The 19,930-nt window shown below is 42.9% G+C and carries 14 protein-coding genes, 1 pseudogene and 1 riboswitch; of the genes and pseudogenes, 3 read left to right on the top strand and 12 right to left on the bottom strand.

Annotated elements, in window-relative coordinates:
* Positions 1 to 295: 295 nt before the first annotated feature.
* From ACTNDS_RS06010 to ACTNDS_RS06035, 6 genes and pseudogenes are all read right to left on the bottom strand, one after another.
* A complete protein-coding gene (locus ACTNDS_RS06010) occupies positions 296 to 553 on the bottom strand; it encodes an HPr family phosphocarrier protein (protein WP_019162036.1) in 258 nt (85 codons plus the stop codon).
* A 60-nt stretch (positions 554 to 613) separates the two neighbouring features.
* Positions 614 to 1,670, bottom strand: a pseudogene (locus tag ACTNDS_RS06015) (fructose PTS transporter subunit IIA).
* Between the two features lie 17 nt (positions 1,671 to 1,687).
* Positions 1,688 to 2,599: a 1-phosphofructokinase gene (pfkB, locus tag ACTNDS_RS06020; protein WP_441034415.1), complete on the bottom strand. Its 912-nt coding sequence runs from the start codon at positions 2,597 to 2,599 to the stop codon at positions 1,688 to 1,690.
* A gap of 333 nt (positions 2,600 to 2,932) precedes the next feature.
* Entirely contained in the window at positions 2,933 to 4,348 is a 1,416-nt protein-coding gene (locus ACTNDS_RS06025; RefSeq protein WP_441034417.1) for an alanine/glycine:cation symporter family protein, read from the bottom strand.
* A 136-nt stretch (positions 4,349 to 4,484) separates the two neighbouring features.
* Positions 4,485 to 4,616, bottom strand: a riboswitch (glycine riboswitch).
* Between the two features lie 187 nt (positions 4,617 to 4,803).
* Positions 4,804 to 6,483, bottom strand: coding sequence for an acyl-CoA dehydratase activase (locus tag ACTNDS_RS06030; protein WP_441034505.1), 1,680 nt, complete (start codon positions 6,481 to 6,483; stop codon positions 4,804 to 4,806).
* Entirely contained in the window at positions 6,476 to 7,747 is a 1,272-nt protein-coding gene (locus ACTNDS_RS06035; RefSeq protein ID WP_441034419.1) for a 2-hydroxyacyl-CoA dehydratase subunit D, read from the bottom strand. The genes ACTNDS_RS06030 and ACTNDS_RS06035 overlap by 8 nt, the downstream gene beginning before the upstream one ends.
* Before the next feature lie 244 nt (positions 7,748 to 7,991).
* Between ACTNDS_RS06035 and ACTNDS_RS06040 the strand changes: the two genes are divergently transcribed.
* Positions 7,992 to 9,806 carry an ABC transporter ATP-binding protein gene (locus tag ACTNDS_RS06040; RefSeq protein ID WP_441034421.1) on the top strand — a complete coding sequence of 605 codons (1,815 nt, stop codon included), beginning with the start codon at positions 7,992 to 7,994 and terminating at the stop codon, positions 9,804 to 9,806.
* Positions 9,803 to 11,569 carry an ABC transporter ATP-binding protein gene (locus tag ACTNDS_RS06045; RefSeq protein ID WP_441034423.1) on the top strand — a complete coding sequence of 589 codons (1,767 nt, stop codon included), beginning with the start codon at positions 9,803 to 9,805 and terminating at the stop codon, positions 11,567 to 11,569. Before ACTNDS_RS06040 ends, ACTNDS_RS06045 begins: the two co-directional genes overlap by 4 nt.
* 87 nt (positions 11,570 to 11,656) lie before the next feature.
* On the opposite strand, the gene ACTNDS_RS06050 is transcribed toward ACTNDS_RS06045, so the two are convergent.
* Both ACTNDS_RS06050 and larE read right to left on the bottom strand, forming a co-directional pair.
* Positions 11,657 to 13,444, bottom strand: a complete 1,788-nt coding sequence (locus tag ACTNDS_RS06050) for an aminopeptidase P family protein (RefSeq protein ID WP_441034425.1) — start codon at positions 13,442 to 13,444, stop codon at positions 11,657 to 11,659.
* Entirely contained in the window at positions 13,441 to 14,289 is an 849-nt protein-coding gene (larE, locus tag ACTNDS_RS06055) for an ATP-dependent sacrificial sulfur transferase LarE (protein WP_441034427.1), read from the bottom strand. Before larE ends, ACTNDS_RS06050 begins: the two co-directional genes overlap by 4 nt.
* Before the next feature lie 149 nt (positions 14,290 to 14,438).
* On the opposite strand from larE, the gene ACTNDS_RS06060 reads away from it, so the two are divergent.
* Positions 14,439 to 15,269 (top strand): Cof-type HAD-IIB family hydrolase, encoded by an 831-nt coding sequence (locus tag ACTNDS_RS06060; protein WP_441034429.1) that lies wholly within the window; start codon positions 14,439 to 14,441, stop codon positions 15,267 to 15,269.
* Positions 15,270 to 15,327: 58 nt separating this feature from the next.
* Here the strand turns inward: ACTNDS_RS06060 and fabV are convergent, their stop codons facing one another.
* The 4 genes from fabV to ACTNDS_RS06080 all read right to left on the bottom strand — a co-directional run bounded on the left by fabV (position 15,328) and on the right by ACTNDS_RS06080 (position 19,911).
* Positions 15,328 to 16,509: an enoyl-ACP reductase FabV gene (gene fabV / locus ACTNDS_RS06065; RefSeq protein WP_441034431.1), complete on the bottom strand. Its 1,182-nt coding sequence runs from the start codon at positions 16,507 to 16,509 to the stop codon at positions 15,328 to 15,330.
* Between the two features lie 189 nt (positions 16,510 to 16,698).
* Positions 16,699 to 17,211: a deoxyuridine 5'-triphosphate nucleotidohydrolase gene (locus ACTNDS_RS06070; RefSeq protein WP_441034506.1), complete on the bottom strand. Its 513-nt coding sequence runs from the start codon at positions 17,209 to 17,211 to the stop codon at positions 16,699 to 16,701.
* Between the two features lie 114 nt (positions 17,212 to 17,325).
* Complete coding sequence (gene nrdG / locus ACTNDS_RS06075; RefSeq protein WP_019162050.1) at positions 17,326 to 17,814, bottom strand: anaerobic ribonucleoside-triphosphate reductase activating protein; 489 nt, start codon at positions 17,812 to 17,814, stop codon at positions 17,326 to 17,328.
* 3 nt (positions 17,815 to 17,817) lie between these two features.
* Positions 17,818 to 19,911: a polyribonucleotide nucleotidyltransferase gene (locus tag ACTNDS_RS06080; RefSeq protein WP_441034434.1), complete on the bottom strand. Its 2,094-nt coding sequence runs from the start codon at positions 19,909 to 19,911 to the stop codon at positions 17,818 to 17,820.
* Positions 19,912 to 19,930: the final 19 nt, after the last annotated feature.

Raw genomic sequence — 19,930 nt, forward strand, 5'->3', positions numbered from 1 at the left:
TACTTCTGCCTCCATTGTATATTTACTTTGATTATTTTCCTCTGATTATTTTCTCCGATATCTACGAATTGCTCCGCTGCTTCGCAGCTCCCGCAATTCTGCAAACATTCGGAATCCGCAGATTTACTTCGTAAATCGCTACTTCCTCATGTTTGGCGGGTCCCAAGTTCAAAAGTCTTATCGTGCAAGCACGAACGACTTTCTGACCTTTTGACCCTGATATCTCATTATAACAGAAACAGGAGATGAATGCATCATCTCCTGTCTGTCAGTTTCTTATATTTAATTCTGTGAATTACAGGTTCTCCTGCATGAATTTGCTTACTGCTTCGTATGCTGCTTCTTCATCAGCACCTTCGATCGTGAATGTTACTTCATGGCCTTTCTTAACGCCAAGTCCCATCAGTGCAAGAAGTTTTCTGCAGTCTACTTTTTTACCCTCTTTTTCAATAGAGATAGTTGACTCAAAGCCTTTTACCAGTTTTACAAGCTCTCCTGCCGGACGTGCGTGGATTCCTTCGTTGTCTGTAACTACATACTTAAATTCTTTCATTTTGATATCCTCCATGTTTTTTATTTTAATTTTTTCATTATTGCTTTTTTATTTCACTGCTTATGCTGCTTTTTTCTTTAACAGGCCAAGAAGAACTGCAGAGATTACTGTTCCCACAACCAATGCAACCAGATACATAACTGCATTTCCAACTACAGGGAATACAAAAATTCCACCGTGTGGTGCCATCAGTGTACAGTCGAATGCCATGGAAATAGCTCCTGCCGCTGCGGATCCGATGATACAGGACGGAAGTACACGAAGGGGGTCAGATGCTGCAAACGGAATCGCACCTTCTGTGATAAATGCAAGACCCATGATAAAATTGGTAGGACCTGCATCTCTCTCTTCTTTTGTGAACTTATCCTTAAACAGCAGTGTTGCCAGTGCAATCGCACAGGGAGGAGTCATACCGCCGATCAGACCAAGTGCAAGTGCCGGTCTGTCACCGATTGCCATTGCAATGAATCCGGCAAGAATCGGAAGCATGAATCCGAATGCTGTATTACCGATTCCTTTAAACAGAGCTGCTACCGGAGTAATGGTACCGAAGTTTGCTCTCTGATCTGCCGGAAGTGCACTTAACAGTTCTTTGCTTTTGCAGCTTTTTCAATTCCTTCTGCTGATCCGGTATCTGCCATTCTCTCATCAATATCTTTCTTTTCACTGTCTGCCCTGTCAATAATATCCATAAACTCATCTACTGAAGATGCATTGCGAAGAGATTCTGTAAACTCCTCATCCATCAGCATCACAGAGAGCTTGCTGAGTACATCCAGGTGAATATTATCCTCTGTATTCGGCGCTGCGATCAGGAATAATAAGGTTACAGGTTCGTCATCCAGTGCCTCAAACTCTACACCATTTTTGATGACCATTGCCGCAAGCCCAGGTTTCTTAACTGCATCACATTTGCCATGAGGAATGGCAATTCCCTCACCAATACCTGTTGTGCTCTCTTCTTCTCTTAAATATACCTGTTTACGATAAGCCTCACGGTCACTGATCTTCTCCCTCTTTACATCAGATCAACTGCCATATCCAGAGTTTCTGACTTTGTTTTCGGAGCAGCTGTCAGCGATACGCTTCGTCTGTCAAGCAGATCTGTTATTCTCATCTTTTCTTCCTCCTTTATTATTTTTCGGTTATCTGACCATAAACCGCTTCTATTTCTTCCTTTGTTGCAAGATTTTCAGAAAATGCACTTGCACTTCCTGCTGCAATTCCCATGTGGAATGCATGTTCGTAATCCTTCTTCTCCATCCAGCCTGCAACGAATCCTGCTACCATGGAATCTCCTGCACCCACACCATTTATCAGCCTGCCTTTTGGTGCAGGTTCTTCAAATACCTGTCCATCCTCTGCTACCAGAACTGCACCTTCGCCGGCCATGGAGATCAGCACATTTCTTGCACCTTTTTCCTGAAGTTTCTTTCCATAAGGAATTACATCTTTTCTTGTTTTTAATTCTACACCGAAGATCTCGCCCAGTTCATGATTATTTGGTTTTACAAGGAATGGATGATATTTCAGGACATTGACCAGAAGATCCTTTGTGGCATCAACTACGATCATCACACCTTTTCCATCCAGCCTTGCCATGATCTGTTCATACATGTCATCCGGCATGGAAGATGGAATGCTGCCTGCCAGGAAAAGTACATCACCTTCTCCAAGCTCTTCCAGCTTCTTCATCAGTTCCTCTACTTTATCCTTGCTGATCACCGGTCCTGCACCATTGATCTCGGTTCCGTCAATAGATTTCAGTTTCAGATTGATCCTTGAAACCCCTTCACTAATCTGAATGAACTCAGATTTCACTCCCATCTCATGTAATCTGCGGATAATTTCTTCCCCTATAAACCCTGCGGTAAATCCAAGTGCAGTGTTCTCAATCCCAAGATTCATAAGGACTGTGGAAACATTGATTCCTTTTCCACCCGGAAGCATCAGCTCTGAACTTGTTCTGTTTGTCAGTCCCAGTTTAAAATCATCTACTGAAACGATGTAGTCCAGAGATGGATTAAAAGTTACTGTGTAAATCATCTCTTCTTTCCTCCCGTTTATATTGTCATGTCGTTTCTGCATGTTTGTGACTGTTTTTGTTTATAGCCTTAGTATACTGTCACATTCATTCAAAGTCAATCAAACTAATTCATAAAAATCATAACCGATTTTAGTTGAGATTGCACAAAATCAATTAATTTTCCATTTCCGTCCAAATTCGGTCATTTCTTTTCACAAATCAGTCATTTGCATACATTCCAATAAATATTTAGTCAAACAATAACTGAACATCAAAAAACCTCTGACCGGAAGTTAAACTCCACAATCAGAGGATTTACTGTTTTCTTTTCTTTTATTACGTTTTATAATTCTTTACATTTTATGTTTCTTTGCATCAAAAAATGCTTTTGTTTCTTTTACAACTACACCGCTCAGAGCGAACAATGCGATCATGTTCGGAATCGCCATCAGTCCGTTAAAGATATCTGCGATCGTCCATACAGCACTTACTGTCATGTACGGTCCGATAAATACTGCCAGAATGTAAAGCCAGCGATATGTAAGGATTGTTTTCTTATGTCCGTTTGTCAGATATTCCAGACATCTTTCACTGTAATAATCCCATCCAAGAATTGTAGTAAAGGCAAAGAATACCAGACAGATCATTAATACAAATGCAGAAATCTGTCCAGGAATCGGAAGTCCGTGCTGGAATGCATAGGTTGTTACCTGAACACCTTCCAGACCTTCTACCTGCCATGCACCTGTCAGTACGATGGAAAGACCTGTCATTGTACAGATCACAATCGTATCAATAAATGTACCAGTCATGCTTACAAGACCCTGACGTACAGGCTCTTTTGTCTGAGCTGCTGCTGCTGCGATAGGTGCGCTACCAAGACCTGCTTCGTTTGAGAAAATACCACGAGCCACACCCTTCTGCATGGATACGATCATTGTTCCTACCACACCGCCTGTCACTGCTGACGGATTAAAGGCTCCCTTCACAACTGTTACGATAGCTGCCGGGATCTCTGTAATGTTTAAAAGAATCAGCGCAACACTGAAGACCAGATAGATCACCGCCATAAACGGTACAATAATCTGGCTGACTGTTGCAATTCGTTTCAGACCACCAATGAGGATTGCTGCAACACAGGCTGCAAGAATCAGGGAAGAAATTACAACTGCCCAGGAATACTCTCCAAGGAACGGAATATTTACGCAGTTTGATTTGTTCGGATCAAAGAAGTTCTGAACTGCACTGGAAATACCATTTACCTGGCTGAATGTACCGATTCCGAAAAGACCTACACATACACCAAAGAATGCAAAAATCTTTGCAAGCCATTTCCATTTTGTTCCCATACCTTTCTCAATATAATAGAAAGGACCACCAAGGCTGTGACCGTCTTCTGCTACCACACGGTATTTCACTGCAAGAAGACCTTCGGAGAATTTTGTTGCCATTCCGAAGAATGCTGCAAGAATCATCCAGAATAAAGCTCCGGGACCTCCGGCACAGACAGCAGTTGCAACACCGACGATATTACCGGTTCCGATTGTGGCGCTCAGTGCTGTACATAATGCTGCGAAACTGGAAATCTCACCATCGCCTTCTTCTTCGTTCTTAAACATCCATTTCAATGCAAGGGGGAGTCTTCGTATCTGAAGGAGTCCAAGTCTGGCAGTTAATAGGACACCACCTGCCATAATCAGGACCATAAGGGGCACACCCCAGACCAGATTGTCTACTGTTGTCAAAAAAGAATTGATCGCTTCCCACATAATAATAAATCTCCTTTTTCTTTTAAAAAGTGTAATATATTGTACAGCTGGGAAACAAAGTAATAACAGACCGTTTCAAACATCAGAAGTTCAGAAAGTACTGTTCATATAGTTCATATGAATCAGCGGGGATGATAAAGCATCCTCTGTCCTTTTGCCTGAGAGATTCAAGACACGGGTCAGATAACCAATTGTAGGAAGTTATCAGCATTCCATGTTATTTGCACCTTCGGCCCCCGATCTAACGGGTGTCTCCAGAGAAACGATCCATTTGCAGTTTTTCCCTGCATCCAGGGAACCTGAGAGTTTTACTCCTTCGGCGGGTATAGCCTTTTATGGCTTCCTCTTTCCTGCAAACTTCACCTCGTTAATTTGCTGTTACTGTGGTATACTATAGCTCTTAAATTTGAACTCGTCAATAGAAAATTAAACTTTTATAAAAAAAGTATAAAAATTTACACATCAACCATATCAGCCGCAAACAGTGCTGCGCCAAGTGCACCGCAAAGCTGAGCCTTGTCACTGATCACCAGCTTTGTTCCAAGCTTCTCTTCCAGCGTCTTTACCAGACCCTTATTCTTAGAAACACCACCGGTCATCATATATTTCTCCTCACCGCCCACACGTCTGGTAAGGGCGGCAGTCTTCACGGCAACCGCCTTATTCAGGCCATGAACAATATCATCTGTTGCCTTATTCTGGGCGATCAGGGATACAACTTCTGATTCTGCAAATACTGTACACATACTGGAAATTGTAATATCTTCTTTGAATTCCAGCCCACATTCGCTCATCTGATCCAGATTCATTTCCATGGTACGTGCCATCATTTCCAGAAATCGTCCGGTTCCTGCCGCACATTTGTCATTCATAACAAAGTTTGCAACTGCACCGTTCTCATCCAGTCGGATCACCTTGCTGTCCTGTCCGCCAATATCAATAACAGTGCGGACTTCCGGATCCAGGAAGTGTGCACCTCTTGCATGACAGGTGATCTCTGTGATACTCTTATCACCATTTTTAATAGCTGTACGTCCGTATCCGGTAGTAACCAGCGCATCAATATCTTCTCTCTGCAATCCGGCCTCTTTCAATGCCTCTGCAAGGGCACGGTCTGCTCCGATAGCAGCTCCTGCTCCTGTAGGCAGGATAATACTGGTCACAATCTCATGATCTTTATTTAAAATCACCACATCTGTACTGGTGGAACCACTGTCAATCCCTGCGAAATAACCTTTTCCCATTTTTCTCTCTCCTTTTGTGTCTCCATCTATGGTCTGCTCCAGTGTTTCAGGCAGAATGCTCTCTGCAAAAGCTTCCAGTCTGGTAAGAAGCTGACCGCTGCTCTGAATAGTATAATCTGATTCGATTTTTAAAAGAGGTACATCTGTATGGTTCTTGATCTCAGCATATTCGAAGCTGTAAAAATCACAAAACTTCACTGTATGATAAATAATTCCTGCAACAGACGGATCATTATAAAGCTTTTTACGGCCTGTCGGGTCCATCATCCGCATACATGGAATCTGCCCCAGAAGCTCTCCTGCATACCAGTCCATCAGTTCATCAAAAGAAGCACCCTCCGGTGGAAGTATATTTCCCACAGAACGGTTATGCACACAGGTATCATTCTCTACAGGAAGGGGCATAGCCTTGCTGGTCATTTCAAATAATTCCTGCCCCATTCTGGCACCAAGTACTGCAATATGAGGCTTTGTGATTTTTTCCTGTACATGAAAAGCAGCCCGGAATTTTCCGGCATCAAACTCTGTGCCTTTGTACTGTGCATAAGCCTTGGCCAGACCTTTTAACTGTGCAGCCATACGCTCTCTGCTACAGGCACTGTCACAGTGAAGCACATCCAAAATATAAAGGAAATCCAGTTTACCGCTTTCCAGCAAAATGTCATACACACTTCGGATGGTATCACAGCAGCTCACCAGAACAAGTTCTTTGATTTTCCCCTCCATGACTCCTTCCAGAAGTGTTTTTCCAAAACCACAGATATTGGGATGGGAAACCTGATCTGCAAGGTCAAAGCCATCCGGCATATGGTTAAAGTTCTCACATTTCCCGCCAAGAGATTCCAGAAGCTCAATGGGGGTATATTTACAGACATAATAAGTTTTATTCATTCTCAGCACCTCCCAGCATTTCCAGAAAAGCTCCCAGCCTGGTGGAAGTCTGTCCTTCTCCTCCATGGCTTCGGTCACACCCGTCTCCATCCAGGATCAAAAGGGGCAGACCGGCTTCCTCAAATTTCTTTTTTGCAAGCTGTGCTGCACCAAGGGTGTGCTTGCAGCCCCAGTGCCCAAACCACACGGCACCATCTGCACCTGCCTGTTTCGCATGTCGGATACCGGCTTCAATCCTTCTAAGCGCACTTCCGTTCAGTGAATGATAGACCATTCTTTCTGCCATTGCTTCAAAGGGGTTCTCAGGATCAAAATCCGGCTCACAGGTTTCTGCAAGTTCACATCCTACGATCTGGGCTTTCTCACTGAAGCAAAGCTCCTGGCGCACTGCATCCGACCAGAATGGAATGGTATGCATCCAGTAAATATGTTTTCCTTTCGCTGCAGGTGCTTTCTTAATATTTTCAAGAAGCATCTGTGTATACTTCTCTTCTTCTGCTGTTCCCAGAAGGATATTGTTGGTCATTCCTGCATACAGCGGTGTGACCAGATCAGAGGGCACATATTTGTCTGCACGCAGCTGCTGATATTTTTTATAATTCTTCAGAGTCCGCTTACTGCAGGCAAGACGTTCCTTTAATCTGTCCTCAGAGATTGTTTTTCCTGTATTTTTTTCCAGAAATACTTTTAAATCCTTTAACTGATCTGCCACATACTGTATATTCTCTGTGGTCTGATTCCATGGTACATCAATGGCAAATACAGGTACCTGGTAAAAATCTGCCAGGGTACGGAAGGTGAGCAGGTTAGCATCGCAGGTCAGGTTGGTATAAACAATACATTTGGGCTTTGGCAGAAGTCCTTTCTGCGCTGCACCAAGAAATGTCTTGTGATAACTGCACAGTGTCTCTGCAATTCCCTGATTCTCTGCCTGCTGCAGAAACGCCCTCTCTGCTTTGCTTGCAGAAAGATAGCAGGAAAATCCTTCTACATTATAGGGATGTAATCCCACCTCCTGCATCATTTCGCAGGGTGTAAAAATACTTACAATAACAGAATCTTCCGGTTTCTGAAGGGGCCACAGCATGGTATCCATCATCAGGTTTGCAAGATGCCTGTCTGCAGGCATCAGTCTCTTGTCCTGCATATAATGGAATTTCAGATTCTGTGCTTCCCAGCCGGTTTTTAACAGCCAGCGGGCTGACTGAGGCTTTTTATCCGTCAGATTTTCCACATAATGACCAAATGTCTCAATAATCTCCATAGTCTGTCTCTTCCTCATTATGGTAATAATAATTTATCAGTTGCCAGCGTACAAATAGCGCTACGGAATATTTTAGTAATATCTTTTTTTGAAGTCAAGCTGAATTTTCTCCAAAGTTCATCTGTTTTTGCACATTCTTCTTGACAAAAAAGTCTCAAATGATACACTTTTGAATGTATTATTTTTCAAAAAAAGGAAGAACTAATATAGGAAAGCTTTTTTACGAAAGGAAGGAATTTTTAAAATGCGTTCATTGGCAGTTTATTTAAAAAACTACAAAAAAGAAAGCATCCTTGCGCCATTTTTTAAATTTCTGGAGGTTGTATTTGACCTGATCGTGCCTATCATCATTGCACAGATCATTGATGTAGGTATTGCAAACCATGACAACAAATACATTGTCCAGAGATTTTTTATTCTTATTTTAATGGCAGCTCTTGGTCTTGCCAGCAGCATTACAGCTCAGTTCTTTGCAGCCAAAGCCAGCGTGGGCTTTGCCACTAAATTAAGACAGGCAGTTTATGACCATGTACAGCGTCTGTCCTTTACAGAGCTGGATACCCTGGGAACAGACACCCTGATCACAAGACTTACCGACGATATCAATCAGGTCCAGAACGGACTGAACATGGGGCTTCGTCTTCTTCTTCGAAGTCCGTTTATCGTACTTGGATCCATGGTCATGGCATTTACCATTGACTTTAAATGTGCCCTGGTTTTTGCTGTTGCGATCCCGTTTCTGTTTCTGGTTGTCTTTGTCATTATGTTTCTCAGTATTCCTCTGTTTAAAAAGGTACAGGGAAAACTGGACACAGTAACCGGACTGACCAGAGAAAACCTTACAGGCGTCCGCGTTATCCGTGCATTCTGCCGTGAAAAAGAGGCAGTTGCAGAATTTGATACCCGCAATCAGGAACTGACAAAGTTAAATCTCTTTGTAGGAAAGCTTTCCGCTTTGTTAAATCCGGTCACCTACGTACTGATCAACATTGCCACTGTCATCCTGATCCAGAAGGCAGGAGTAGAAGTAAATCTTGGCGGTATGCAGCAGGGACAGGTTGTTGCCCTTTATAACTATATGGCTCAGATGATCGTGGAACTGATCAAGCTTGCCTCCCTGATCATCACCCTGAACAAATCCGCAGCCTGCGCAGGGCGTGTGGCAGATATTCTGAAAGTGAAATCTACTATGAACTACCCGTCTTCCTCCGCATATTCCGCTCAGACATCGAAGGGCTTTGCAACAGCAACTGCTGATGCATCACTTTCTGAAAATGCCATCGTATTCAATGACGTAACCTTTGAGTACAGCGGTGCTGGTGCCCCCAGCCTTTCCCACATCAGTTTTTCAGTAAAGAAAGGCCAGACAGTAGGTATCATCGGTGGTACAGGAAGCGGAAAAACCACTCTGGTAAATCTGATCTCCAGATTCTATGATGCCAGCAACGGAACTGTTCTGCTGGATGGTCAGAATATTGAAAATTACACCAGAAGTGATCTCCGCTCCAGAATCGGCGTTGTTCCACAGAAGGCAGCTCTTTTCAAAGGCTCTATCCGGGACAATCTGAAATGGGGCCGGGAAGATGCCTCTGACGAGGATCTGTGGCAGGCACTTACCACAGCACAGGGAAAAGAGGTAGTAGAGGGTAAACCGGGACAGCTTGATTTTATGCTGGAACAGAACGGTAAAAACCTTTCCGGCGGCCAGAAACAAAGACTTACCATTGCCCGTGCCCTGGTAAAAAAACCTGAAATCCTGATCCTGGATGACAGTGCCAGTGCCCTGGACTTTGCCACTGATGCAGCACTGCGTAAGTCTCTCAACAGACTTGACTGGAAAGTAACTACATTTCTGGTATCCCAGCGTTCCTCCAGCATTCAGCAGGCAGACCTGATCCTTGTCCTTGATAACGGTACTCTGGCAGGTAAGGGTACTCATGCTGAACTGCTGCGTACCTGTGATACTTACCGGGAAATCTACTTCTCTCAGTTTCCGGAAGAAAGAGCCAGATACTCCTCTGTATCTGCAGGTAATATAATGAAGGAGGTGACTGTATGAGCAAATCAACAATAAAAGATCCTGCTAAAAGCAAAAGCAGCGAAACCTTTTTTAAAGTACTGCGTTTCATCGGAAGATACCGTTTTCTGCTGATCCTCAGTATCATACTGGCGGCAATTTCCGTTATCCTTCAGCTGTATGTCCCGATCCTGTTCGGAAATGCCATTGACCAGGTCATTGCCCAACATCAGGTGAACTTCGAAATGATGTGGTATTACCTGTCACGTATCCTTGTAATGGTCATCCTCTCTTCTGCTGCCACGTGGCTTATGAATGTGATCAATAACCGCATGACCTACCAGACAGTAAAGGATATCCGTGCAAAAGCCATCCGACACATTCAGGTACTTCCCCTCTCTTACCTTGACGGACACAGTACCGGAGATATCATCAGCCGTATTATCGCAGATACAGATATTCTGTCTGATGGTATGCTGCTCGGATTTACCCAGCTTTTCTCAGGAATCGTAACTATTATAGGAACTTTGATCTTTATGTTTTCCAAAAATGTCTGGATTACATTGATGGTCACTGTTCTGACTCCTTTAAGCTTCCTGGTAGCCAAATTTATTTCTTCCCATACCTTCCAGATGTTTCGGAAACAGAGTGACGCCAGAGGACGCCAGACTGCTCTCATTGAAGAAATGATTGGAAACCAGAAGGTAGTTCAGGCCTTTGGATATGAGGAAAAATCTTCTGAACGCTTTGCAAAGGTTAATGAAGAATTACAGGAATGCAGTCTGAAGGCTGTTTTTTACAGCAGCCTGACAAACCCTTCCACCCGTTTTGTCAATAATATTATTTATGCCTGTGTTGCACTGGTGGGTGCATTCATTATCCCTGGAGGCAGACTGACAGTCGGAGGGCTTTCCGTACTTCTCTCCTATGCCAACCAGTATATGAAACCATTCAATGATATCAGTTCCGTTGTTACAGAACTTCAGAATGCTCTTGCCTGTGCAGGCAGAATCTTCGATCTGCTGGAGGAGGAACCGGAAGTTGCAGAGGCTTCTGAGACACTGAAAGATGTAAAGGGTGAAGTAGATATTAAGAATGTGTGCTTCCATTATGATGAGTCAAAGAAACTGATTGAGGAATTTAATCTCCATGTAAAACCAGGTATGCGCGTTGCCATTGTAGGACCTACCGGATGCGGTAAGTCAACCTTTATCAACCTTCTGATGAGATTCTATGATGTAAATTCCGGATCTATTTCCGTTGACGGCAAACCGATCAGAGACATTACCCGCCATTCTCTGAGAAGCAGCTATGGTATGGTGCTTCAGGAAACATGGATCAAAAACGGAACTGTCCGCGACAATATCTCCATTGGAAAACCGGAAGCTACAGATACTGAAATCATCGAAGCAGCCAAGCTTACCCACAGCTGGGAATTTATCCGGAGGCTTCCTAAAGGACTGGACACCATGCTCAACGAAGACAGCTTAAGCCAGGGACAGAAACAGCTGCTGTGTATCACACGAGTTATGCTCTGTCTGCCTCCGATGCTGATCCTGGATGAAGCCACTTCCAGTATTGATACCAGAACAGAATTACAGATCCAGGAAGCGTTTGAACGAATGATGGAGGGAAGAACAAGCTTTATCGTAGCTCACCGCCTCTCTACGATCCGCAATGCAGATCTGATCCTTGTTATGAATGACGGAAGTATCATTGAGCAGGGTACTCATGATGAGCTGATTGCAAAAGGTGGATTTTACCATACTTTATATAACAGCCAGTTTGCAAAAGTTTCTGAATAAAACAAGCCAGATAATAAATCAAAAAGGAACAGCTGTCCATCACGGCTGTTCCTCTTTTTGGTTTTGTAAAATATTTTTTTATTTTTATCAGATTGCCCGGGTAGCATCTTTCAGCCATTCTTTTTCTTCTTCGTTCAAATACGGAGAAATCTTCTCATATACCTGTGCATGGTAATCATTGAGAAGGTTACGTTCCCGGACACTCATCAGTTCCGGCACCACTCCATCCAGATCAAAAGGTACCATAGTTAGAAATTCAAAGCACATAAACTGACCATACTCTGTTTTTTCAGCTTTTTTGCAGACCATCAGATTTTCATGACGGATTCCAAATCCATCCTCTCTGTAATATCCCGGCTCATCAGAGGTGATCATTCCCTCCTCCAGCACTGCATTTCCACCCGGAACAATTTTCCATCGGAAGCTATTGGGTCCTTCATGGACATTCAGAAGATATCCTACTCCATGACCGGTTCCATGTTTAAAATCCTCTCCCATTTCCCACAGCGGCTGTCTCGCCAGAATATCCAGATTTACACCGGTACAGCCATGAAGAAATCTGGCAGCTCCCAGATTCAGAGTTCCCCGCAAAACTGCTGTGAAGTACTTTTTCTCTTCCTCAGTAGTCCGTCCCATGACAACAGTACGGGTAATATCAGTAGTTCCCTCTTTATAATGTCCTCCTGTATCTGCCAGAAGAAAGCCGGATGGTTCCAGAGGAATATCCGTTTCGGGTGTTGCAAAATAATGTACAATAGCAGCATGCTTTCCATAGGCAATAATCGGATCAAAACTGTTATCTATGAAATCCTCCTGTTCCGAACGGAATTCATACAGCTTTTCTGCTGCACTTAATTCTGTGATCGGAATCCTTCCAACATTCTTCTTTAACCAGTATATGAACTTTGTAACTGCAACTCCGTCTCTGATATGCGCAATGCGTTCATTTTCCACCTCAACAGGATTCTTCGTTGCCTTGGGAAGAAGTGTAAGATTTTCTTCATCCAGAATCCGGGTGTCTGCCGGAATATTGCTAACCAGACGACTGTTGACTTTCTTTTTGCAGAGAAGAACTTTTTTGTCCTTTTTAAATGTTTTCACATACTCATAGATACTGTCATAGGGAAAAAGGGTCACACCATCTTTTTCAAGCGCTTCCAGTACGTCTGTCTGAAAGGCTTTCTCATTTGCAAAAAGTCTGATCTCTGTTTTTGTCATTACAAGATAAGAAAGAACCACCGGACAACAGTGGATATCTCCCCCACGTATATTTAACAGCCAGGCAATATCATCCAGAGAAGTCAGTACAAATAAATCTGCACCCTTCTTCTCCATTGCTTTGCGGATTTTTGCGCATTTATCAGCTCTGGATTCTCCTGCCCATTTTATATCCAGTTCTGTAACCGGTTCACAGGAAAGTGCCGGGCGGTTTTCCCATATATCCCCTGCCAGATCGTAATCAACACTGAGAGACACACCGTTTTCATCCAGCATTTTCTCCAGTTCTGATGCCTCTTTTGCACTGACAGTACGTCCATCAAATCCCAGACACATTCCCTGTGTCAGATTTTTTTTCAAGAATTCATGAACTGTGGGAACTTCCGGCTCACCCATTTTAAATAAAGTAATTCCTGTTCCCTCCAGCTGATCTGCAGCCTGGATAAAATAACGTCCATCCGTCCATAATCCTGCCATATCCTGCATGATCACCGCAGTGCCTGCAGAACCGGTAAATCCTGTGATATATTTTCTGCATTTGAAATATTCACCTACATATTCTGAACCATGAAAATCATCTGTAGGGATCAGATATGCATCAATTCCAGTCTCTTTCATGCGTGCACGAAGTGCTGTTATTCTCTCTTTTACTGTCATTCGTTTTCACCCTTAAGGCTGCTATCTGCAGTCGTTTTATCATTTTCGCCAAGTGTTTCGTTCATACTTCCCATACGATATCCCAGAATATCCATGGTCACATAAGTGAATCCATACTCCTTAAATTTCTTCGCAATATCCTCTCGGACATTTTTTTCCAGAAGTTTCGGAAATTCCTCCGGCATGATCTCAATTCTTGCAAGTAATCCATGAATGCGGACACGAACCTGATGGAATCCATAGTCAAGCAAAAGTTGCTCTGCTTTCTCAACCATTCCAAGCTTTTCCTCACTGATGGTCTCTCCATAGACAAATCTGGAGGACAGACAGGCAAAGGACTGCTTATCCCAGGTAGGAAGTCCCAATTCCTTTGAGTATTCTCTAATCTCTGCTTTTGTCAGCTTTGCTTCCCGCAAAGGACTTTTAATCCCAAGCTCCTTTACAGCGATCAAACCGGGTCTGTAGTCTCCGTTATCGTCCATATTAGACCCCTCTGCAATATATTCAATTCCATTATTTTTCGCAATATCTCGGATTTTCTCAAACAGTTCCTTCTTGCATAAGTAGCATCTGTTTGGCGGATTCTGAGAAAAGCCTTCGATCTCCAGTTCCTCAGACTGACAGATCACCTGCCTGATTTCCTCTTTCTTACAGAATGCCTTTGCCTCATTCAGCTCTCTTTTTGGAAAAGAACAGGACTGGGCTGTAACAGCAATGGCTTTATCTCCCAATACATCATGTGCTACCTTTAACAGAAATGTGGAATCCACTCCACTTGAAAAAGCAACTGCCACACTGCCAAGTTCTTTTAGATATTGCTTTAAATATTCCAGTTTATTTTTCATAATCTTGTACTCCTGTTTTGTTTCCAAATTTCAAACACACTTAGATTAGTATAATAAATTCCCAATATATTTTCAATGACCATTGTGGTTTTTTTTGTTTTTTAGTATAGTTATGTTACAGAATTATCTACAGAAGGGAATCTATTACTATGCCAGATATTAAATTGATTGGTCTTGATCTGGATGGTACACTGCTTACCACCACAAAGGAACTTACCGAAAATACAAAAAAAGTACTTATCCAAGCTCTTGATGCAGGAATTGAAGTGCTGGTAGCTACCGGTCGTCCGTTCAGCGGAATTCCGAAAGAATTGCAAAAGCTGCCCGGTATTCACTATGCGCTTACCTCCAATGGAGCCCGAGTCCTGGATATCCGTACGGAAAAAGTCATAATAGAACAGCTTCTTCCTCTGGAAAGCGCAATAAGAGCTCTCCGGATCTTTGAGAAATACGATACTCTCTGTGAAATCTATTTCCATGGTCAGGGATATGCAGAAGAAAAAAAATTATCCCAGATCAGCCGTTACCACCACAATCCACATATGTGGGATTATTTCCGCACTACCCGCAAATTTGTACCTGACCTGTGGGAATTGATCCGTCAGGAAGGACAGGCCATGGATAAAGTCCAGGCTCTTTTTGCAGATATGAATGAACGGGAGTCTGCGTGGAACGAACTGACCCAGATCAAAGAACTGGAACCTGTAGGCTCCTTAAGCTACAATATCGAAGTAAATGCTGCCGGTGTAAACAAAGGGACTGCTCTGATCACACTGGGAAAAATGCTTGGAATCCCCAGAGAATCTATCATGGCCTGCGGAGACGGTGATAATGACCTGTGCCTGATCAAAGAAGCCGGTCTGGGCGTTGCTATGGCAAATGCAGAGCCTGCTGTAAAAACTGCTGCTGATTATATTACCACCTCCAATGATGAAGAAGGCGTAGCTAAAGCCATTGAAAAATTTGCCTTAAAAAAATAGCAAAATAGCGTAAAAAAGATGTGTCTCCTTTTCTGCGGCAGACACATCTTCTTTCTTCTTATTCTACACCGTTAATCTCTACCTCAGCCTCAATATCCTGGGTATAATCAATATCTTCGTATCGGAATCCAAACATATGATAAAAATCTTCCCAGTATCCATCAATGTCACAATATTCCTTTACTGTATCCGTAGTGACCGCTTTCCAGCATTTTTTTACTTCTTCCTGTATTTCAGGCATTAATTCATAATCATCCATGCGGATAAACCCGTTTTCATCTGTCTGAAATCCTTCCGGTGTATAAAGCTTCTGTGTAAACAGTCTTGCAATCTGCTGAATACAGTTTTCATGATTTCCAGCCTTCTTCATAACCTTATAAAGAATAGCAAAATACAAGGGTACAACGGGAATTGCTGCGCTTGCCTGAGTTACCAGCCCTTTGTTTACAGAAATTACTGCGCGGACATCCGGATATGCCTGATTAATCTCAGTCATGGTTTTCTGCAAATGCTGTTTGGCTGTTCCAATGGTTCCATGGTAATAAATCGGATAAGTCAGTTCCGGACCAATATAAGAATATGCTACTGTCACTGCATTCTCAGTCAGTACATCTGCTGCCTTTAATGCATCAATCCAGTCTGCCCAGTCTTCTCCTCCCATAACTTTAACTGTGCTTAAAACTTCCTCTTCAGTTGCAGGTTCCACTGTCTTTTCTGTAATCTGGTTATTTCTCAGATCAAGGCTCTTTTCTGTAAATGCTTCCTCTGTAGTCTTGAGACAGGAAGACCAGGTTTTTCCCTCAGCATCTGTACGTCTGGGTGCTGCCAGACTATAGACTACCAGATCTACTTTTCCCATATCTTTTCGGATCAGTTCAATCGCTTTCTCTTTAATCTCCCTGGAAAAAGCGTCCCCATTAATGGTTTTCGCATAGGCACCTTTTTCTGCTGCCAGATGATGAAATTCTGCTGTATTATACCATCCCGGTGTAGCTGTCCTTCTGCCGTTTGCCTGACGTTCAAACATAATCCCCAATGTGTCAGCGCCACAGTTTTCCAATGCACAGATACGGGATGCAAGACCATAACCTGTAGAACATCCAATGATCAGTGCCTTCTTTGTTCCCTTTACCTCTCCCTGCTTACAGGCATACTCTGCCTGATTTCTTACACTCTCCGCACATCCCTGTGGGTGTGCGGTGGTGCAGATATATTCTCTTACTTTTGGTTCAATGATCATATTTTTTCTCTCCTCAATTTTACAAACCAATTGTTATCATTCCCATCAGATAAATCCGTCTGATTGGTTATACTTTGCCAAATATTTTGATTCTCAAAATATTATAGCAAAAAAAAAACAGAACGTAAAGCAAAAATATTTCTTTCTTGCCTATGTTCTGCTTTTTAACATTCAGATTTCTCTTTTTTATTATTTTGCAGTAGTACTTCCAAAGCCTCCATTACGTATTTCTGTAGCATCATCATCTACTGTGATCCCATACTCTACAAAAATGCCCTGCATAAACCCTGTATCTGCGGGAATTATCAGAGTTTTGTTTTCATTAGAATCATTTGTAAGCTTTGCAAAGATGTGACCTTCGTTATCTGAATAGAAATAGTCACTGTCAATGATACCTACTGTATTATTGAGCTGGAGGCGGTATTTAAATCCCAGTCCACTTCGGGGATAGCATTTCAGTACCCATTCCGGCTGCATTTCCACGCGGATTCCTGTAGGAATCTTCACTGTTTCACCTGGTTTCAGAATAAATTCTGCAGGTGCAAAGAAATCATATCCTGCACTGCCTGCTGTTGCTCTCTTTGGCAGATGGATTGCTTCATATATTTTCTCCGCTTCTTTCTGAAACTGTCCAAATGTATCTGTCCAGTCTGCTATGAAACGTTCTTTACTTACTTTATAAAATTTCGCAATTCGTTTCATGTTTTTCATCATTCCTTTCTCATGTTCAAAACATTCTTTTTGCTTTTCCTGTTCAGCAAAAACAGGCAGTTCAGGTACACCTGAGCATACTTGAACTGCCTGTATATTTATTTCTTATTGGTGCAATACAATTTTTCCCTGACGAAGAGTCTCCGGAACATCAATCACTCTTTGATTGCTGGAACCCTTCCACCTCAGAGAAAGCTCTTTCTTGTCTGCTTCAAATTCACCGTCTACGCAGACATCCAGATACTCTGTAATTTTCTCTCTGCAGATTTCCTCCCAGAGAAAGCCTGTATAAAGCCAGATGGTTTTATCCGGATATTTCTTTTTGATCTCCTTTGCAAGAGCTGTTACCTCAGTAATATTTGCCGGATGCAGCGGATCTCCGCCTGAAAATGTAATTCCACTGACATAATCCTTATCCAGCTCTGCAAAAATCTCTGTACGCTCTGCATCTGTAAAGGGCAGACCGCCATTGGGATCCCAGGTCACAGGATTCTGACATTCCGGGCAACAATGATCACATCCTGCCACCCACAGAACTACACGGAGTCCGTCACCATTCAGCATATCGTCCTTGGTAATATTGTGATATCTCATATTTTACGCTTCTTCCGGTACATCTTTCATGCTGAAGCTGATTCTGCCCATCTTATCCTTACCAAGACAAACAACCTTAACCTTGTCTCCAAGTGTAAGCACATCTTCCACACGATTGATTCTTTCTTTACAGATTTTGGAAATGTGAACCATTCCCTCTTTTCCTGGTGCAAATTCAACAAATGCTCCAAATTCCTTGATGCTGACAACCTTACCTGTGAAGATCTGACCTGCTTCAAAATCAGTAGCAATGATCTTAACCATCTCAGCAGCCTCATCCATGCTCTTCTGATCAACTCCGCAGATAGATACTGAACCTTCATCAGTAATATCAATCTTAACGCCTGTGCGCTCAATGATCGTGTTGATAGTCTTTCCTCTCTGACCTACAACATCACCGATCTTCTGAGGATCGATCTGAATCTGGATGATCTTCGGAGCATATTCTCCTACAGATGTACGTGGAGCTGCAATACATTTCTCCATAACTTCTGTCAGTATATATTCTCTTGCTTCTTTTGTACGTCTGATTGCTTCTTCTACGATCGGTCTTGTCAGTCCATGGATCTTGATATCCATCTGGATCGCTGTGATACCGTCATGAGTTCCGGCTACCTTGAAGTCCATATCTCCGAAGAAGTCTTCAAGTCCCTGGATATCTGTGAGAACAATGTAATCATCATCTGTATCGCCTGTTACCAGACCACAGGAAATACCTGCTACCGGTTTTTTGATCGGTACACCGGCTGCCATCAGAGACATTGTGGATGCACAGATACTTGCCTGAGAAGTAGAACCATTGGATTCAAATGTCTCAGATACAGTACGGATCGCATATGGGAATTCCTCTTCGCTTGGAAGTACAGGAACTAATGCTCTCTCAGCAAGTGCACCATGTCCGATCTCACGACGTCCCGGTCCTCTGGATGGTTTTGTCTCACCTACAGAGTAGGACGGGAAATTGTAGTGATGCATATATCTCTTTGAAGTTTCAAATTCGTCAAGTCCGTCAAGCTTCTGTGCTTCTGCAAGAGGAGCCAGAGTTGTGATGGTACAGATCTGTGTCTGTCCACGTGTGAACATAGCAGAACCATGTACTCTGGGGATAATATCTGTCTCTGCTGCCAGAGGACGGATCTGAGTAATGGCACGACCATCCGGACGTTTGTGGTCTTTTAAGATCATCTTGCGGACAGTCTTCTTCTGGTACTGATATACAGCCTCGCCCAGAACTGCAAGCCACTCTTCCTTGTCAGCAAAAGCTTCTTTCAGTTTCTCTGTTACCTGACGGATATTTTCTTCTCTTGTCTGTTTATCGTCAGAGAATACGGCAACTTCCATTTCTGCCGGAGGTACGATTTCTTTGATCGCTGCGAAAAGTTCTTCCGGAACTGCACATGATTCGTAGCTGTGTTTCGGTTTTCCGCATTCTTCTACGATCTTATCGATAAATTTGATGATCTCCTGGTTTACTTCATGAGCTTTATAGATAGCTTCGATCATCTTGTCTTCCGGAACTTCTTTTGCGCCGGCTTCGATCATGATTACTTTCTCTCTTGTGGAGGCTACTGTAAGCTGAAGGTCAGATTCATCTTTCTGTGCCATGGTAGGGTTGATGATATATTCACCATTGATCAGACCAACCTGTGTGGTTGCACATGGACCGTCAAAGGGGATATCGGAAATGCAGGTTGCAATAGCAGAACCCAGCATAGCCGGAATCTCCGGATTACATTCCGGATCAACAGACATAACCATGTTTACCAGTGTTACATCATTTCTGTAATCCTTTGGAAACAGAGGACGCATAGGTCTGTCAATAACACGGGATGTAAGAATAGCATGTTCGCTTGCTTTACCTTCTCTCTTATTAAAACCTCCCGGGATCTTTCCTACTGCATACATTTTCTCTTCGTATTCAACACTCAGCGGGAAGAAATCAATTCCCTCTCTTGGCTCTTTGGATGCTGTTGCTGTGGATAATACAGTAGTATCTCCGTAATGCATCAAAGCTGCACCATTTGCCTGTTTTGCCACACGGCCAATATCTACGGTTAATGTTCTTCCGGCTAATTCCATGGAATAACTTTTGTACATATTCATTCTCCTTTATATA

Source organism: Blautia sp. HCP3S3_C12 (assembly GCF_052064155.1).
GTDB lineage: Bacteria > Bacillota > Clostridia > Lachnospirales > Lachnospiraceae > Blautia_A.

Coding starts and splice junctions, on each gene's coding strand:
- ACTNDS_RS06010 (WP_019162036.1), bottom strand. CDS start 553: ATGAAAGAATTTAAGTATGTAGTTACAGACAACGAAGGAATCCACGCA.
- pfkB (WP_441034415.1), bottom strand. CDS start 2,599: ATGATTTACACAGTAACTTTTAATCCATCTCTGGACTACATCGTTTCA.
- ACTNDS_RS06025 (WP_441034417.1), bottom strand. CDS start 4,348: ATGTGGGAAGCGATCAATTCTTTTTTGACAACAGTAGACAATCTGGTC.
- ACTNDS_RS06030 (WP_441034505.1), bottom strand. CDS start 6,483: ATGAATAAAACTTATTATGTCTGTAAATATACCCCCATTGAGCTTCTG.
- ACTNDS_RS06035 (WP_441034419.1), bottom strand. CDS start 7,747: ATGGAGATTATTGAGACATTTGGTCATTATGTGGAAAATCTGACGGAT.
- ACTNDS_RS06040 (WP_441034421.1), top strand. CDS start 7,992: ATGCGTTCATTGGCAGTTTATTTAAAAAACTACAAAAAAGAAAGCATC.
- ACTNDS_RS06045 (WP_441034423.1), top strand. CDS start 9,803: ATGAGCAAATCAACAATAAAAGATCCTGCTAAAAGCAAAAGCAGCGAA.
- ACTNDS_RS06050 (WP_441034425.1), bottom strand. CDS start 13,444: ATGACAGTAAAAGAGAGAATAACAGCACTTCGTGCACGCATGAAAGAG.
- larE (WP_441034427.1), bottom strand. CDS start 14,289: ATGAAAAATAAACTGGAATATTTAAAGCAATATCTAAAAGAACTTGGC.
- ACTNDS_RS06060 (WP_441034429.1), top strand. CDS start 14,439: ATGCCAGATATTAAATTGATTGGTCTTGATCTGGATGGTACACTGCTT.
- fabV (WP_441034431.1), bottom strand. CDS start 16,509: ATGATCATTGAACCAAAAGTAAGAGAATATATCTGCACCACCGCACAC.
- ACTNDS_RS06070 (WP_441034506.1), bottom strand. CDS start 17,211: ATGAAACGAATTGCGAAATTTTATAAAGTAAGTAAAGAACGTTTCATA.
- nrdG (WP_019162050.1), bottom strand. CDS start 17,814: ATGAGATATCACAATATTACCAAGGACGATATGCTGAATGGTGACGGA.
- ACTNDS_RS06080 (WP_441034434.1), bottom strand. CDS start 19,911: ATGTACAAAAGTTATTCCATGGAATTAGCCGGAAGAACATTAACCGTA.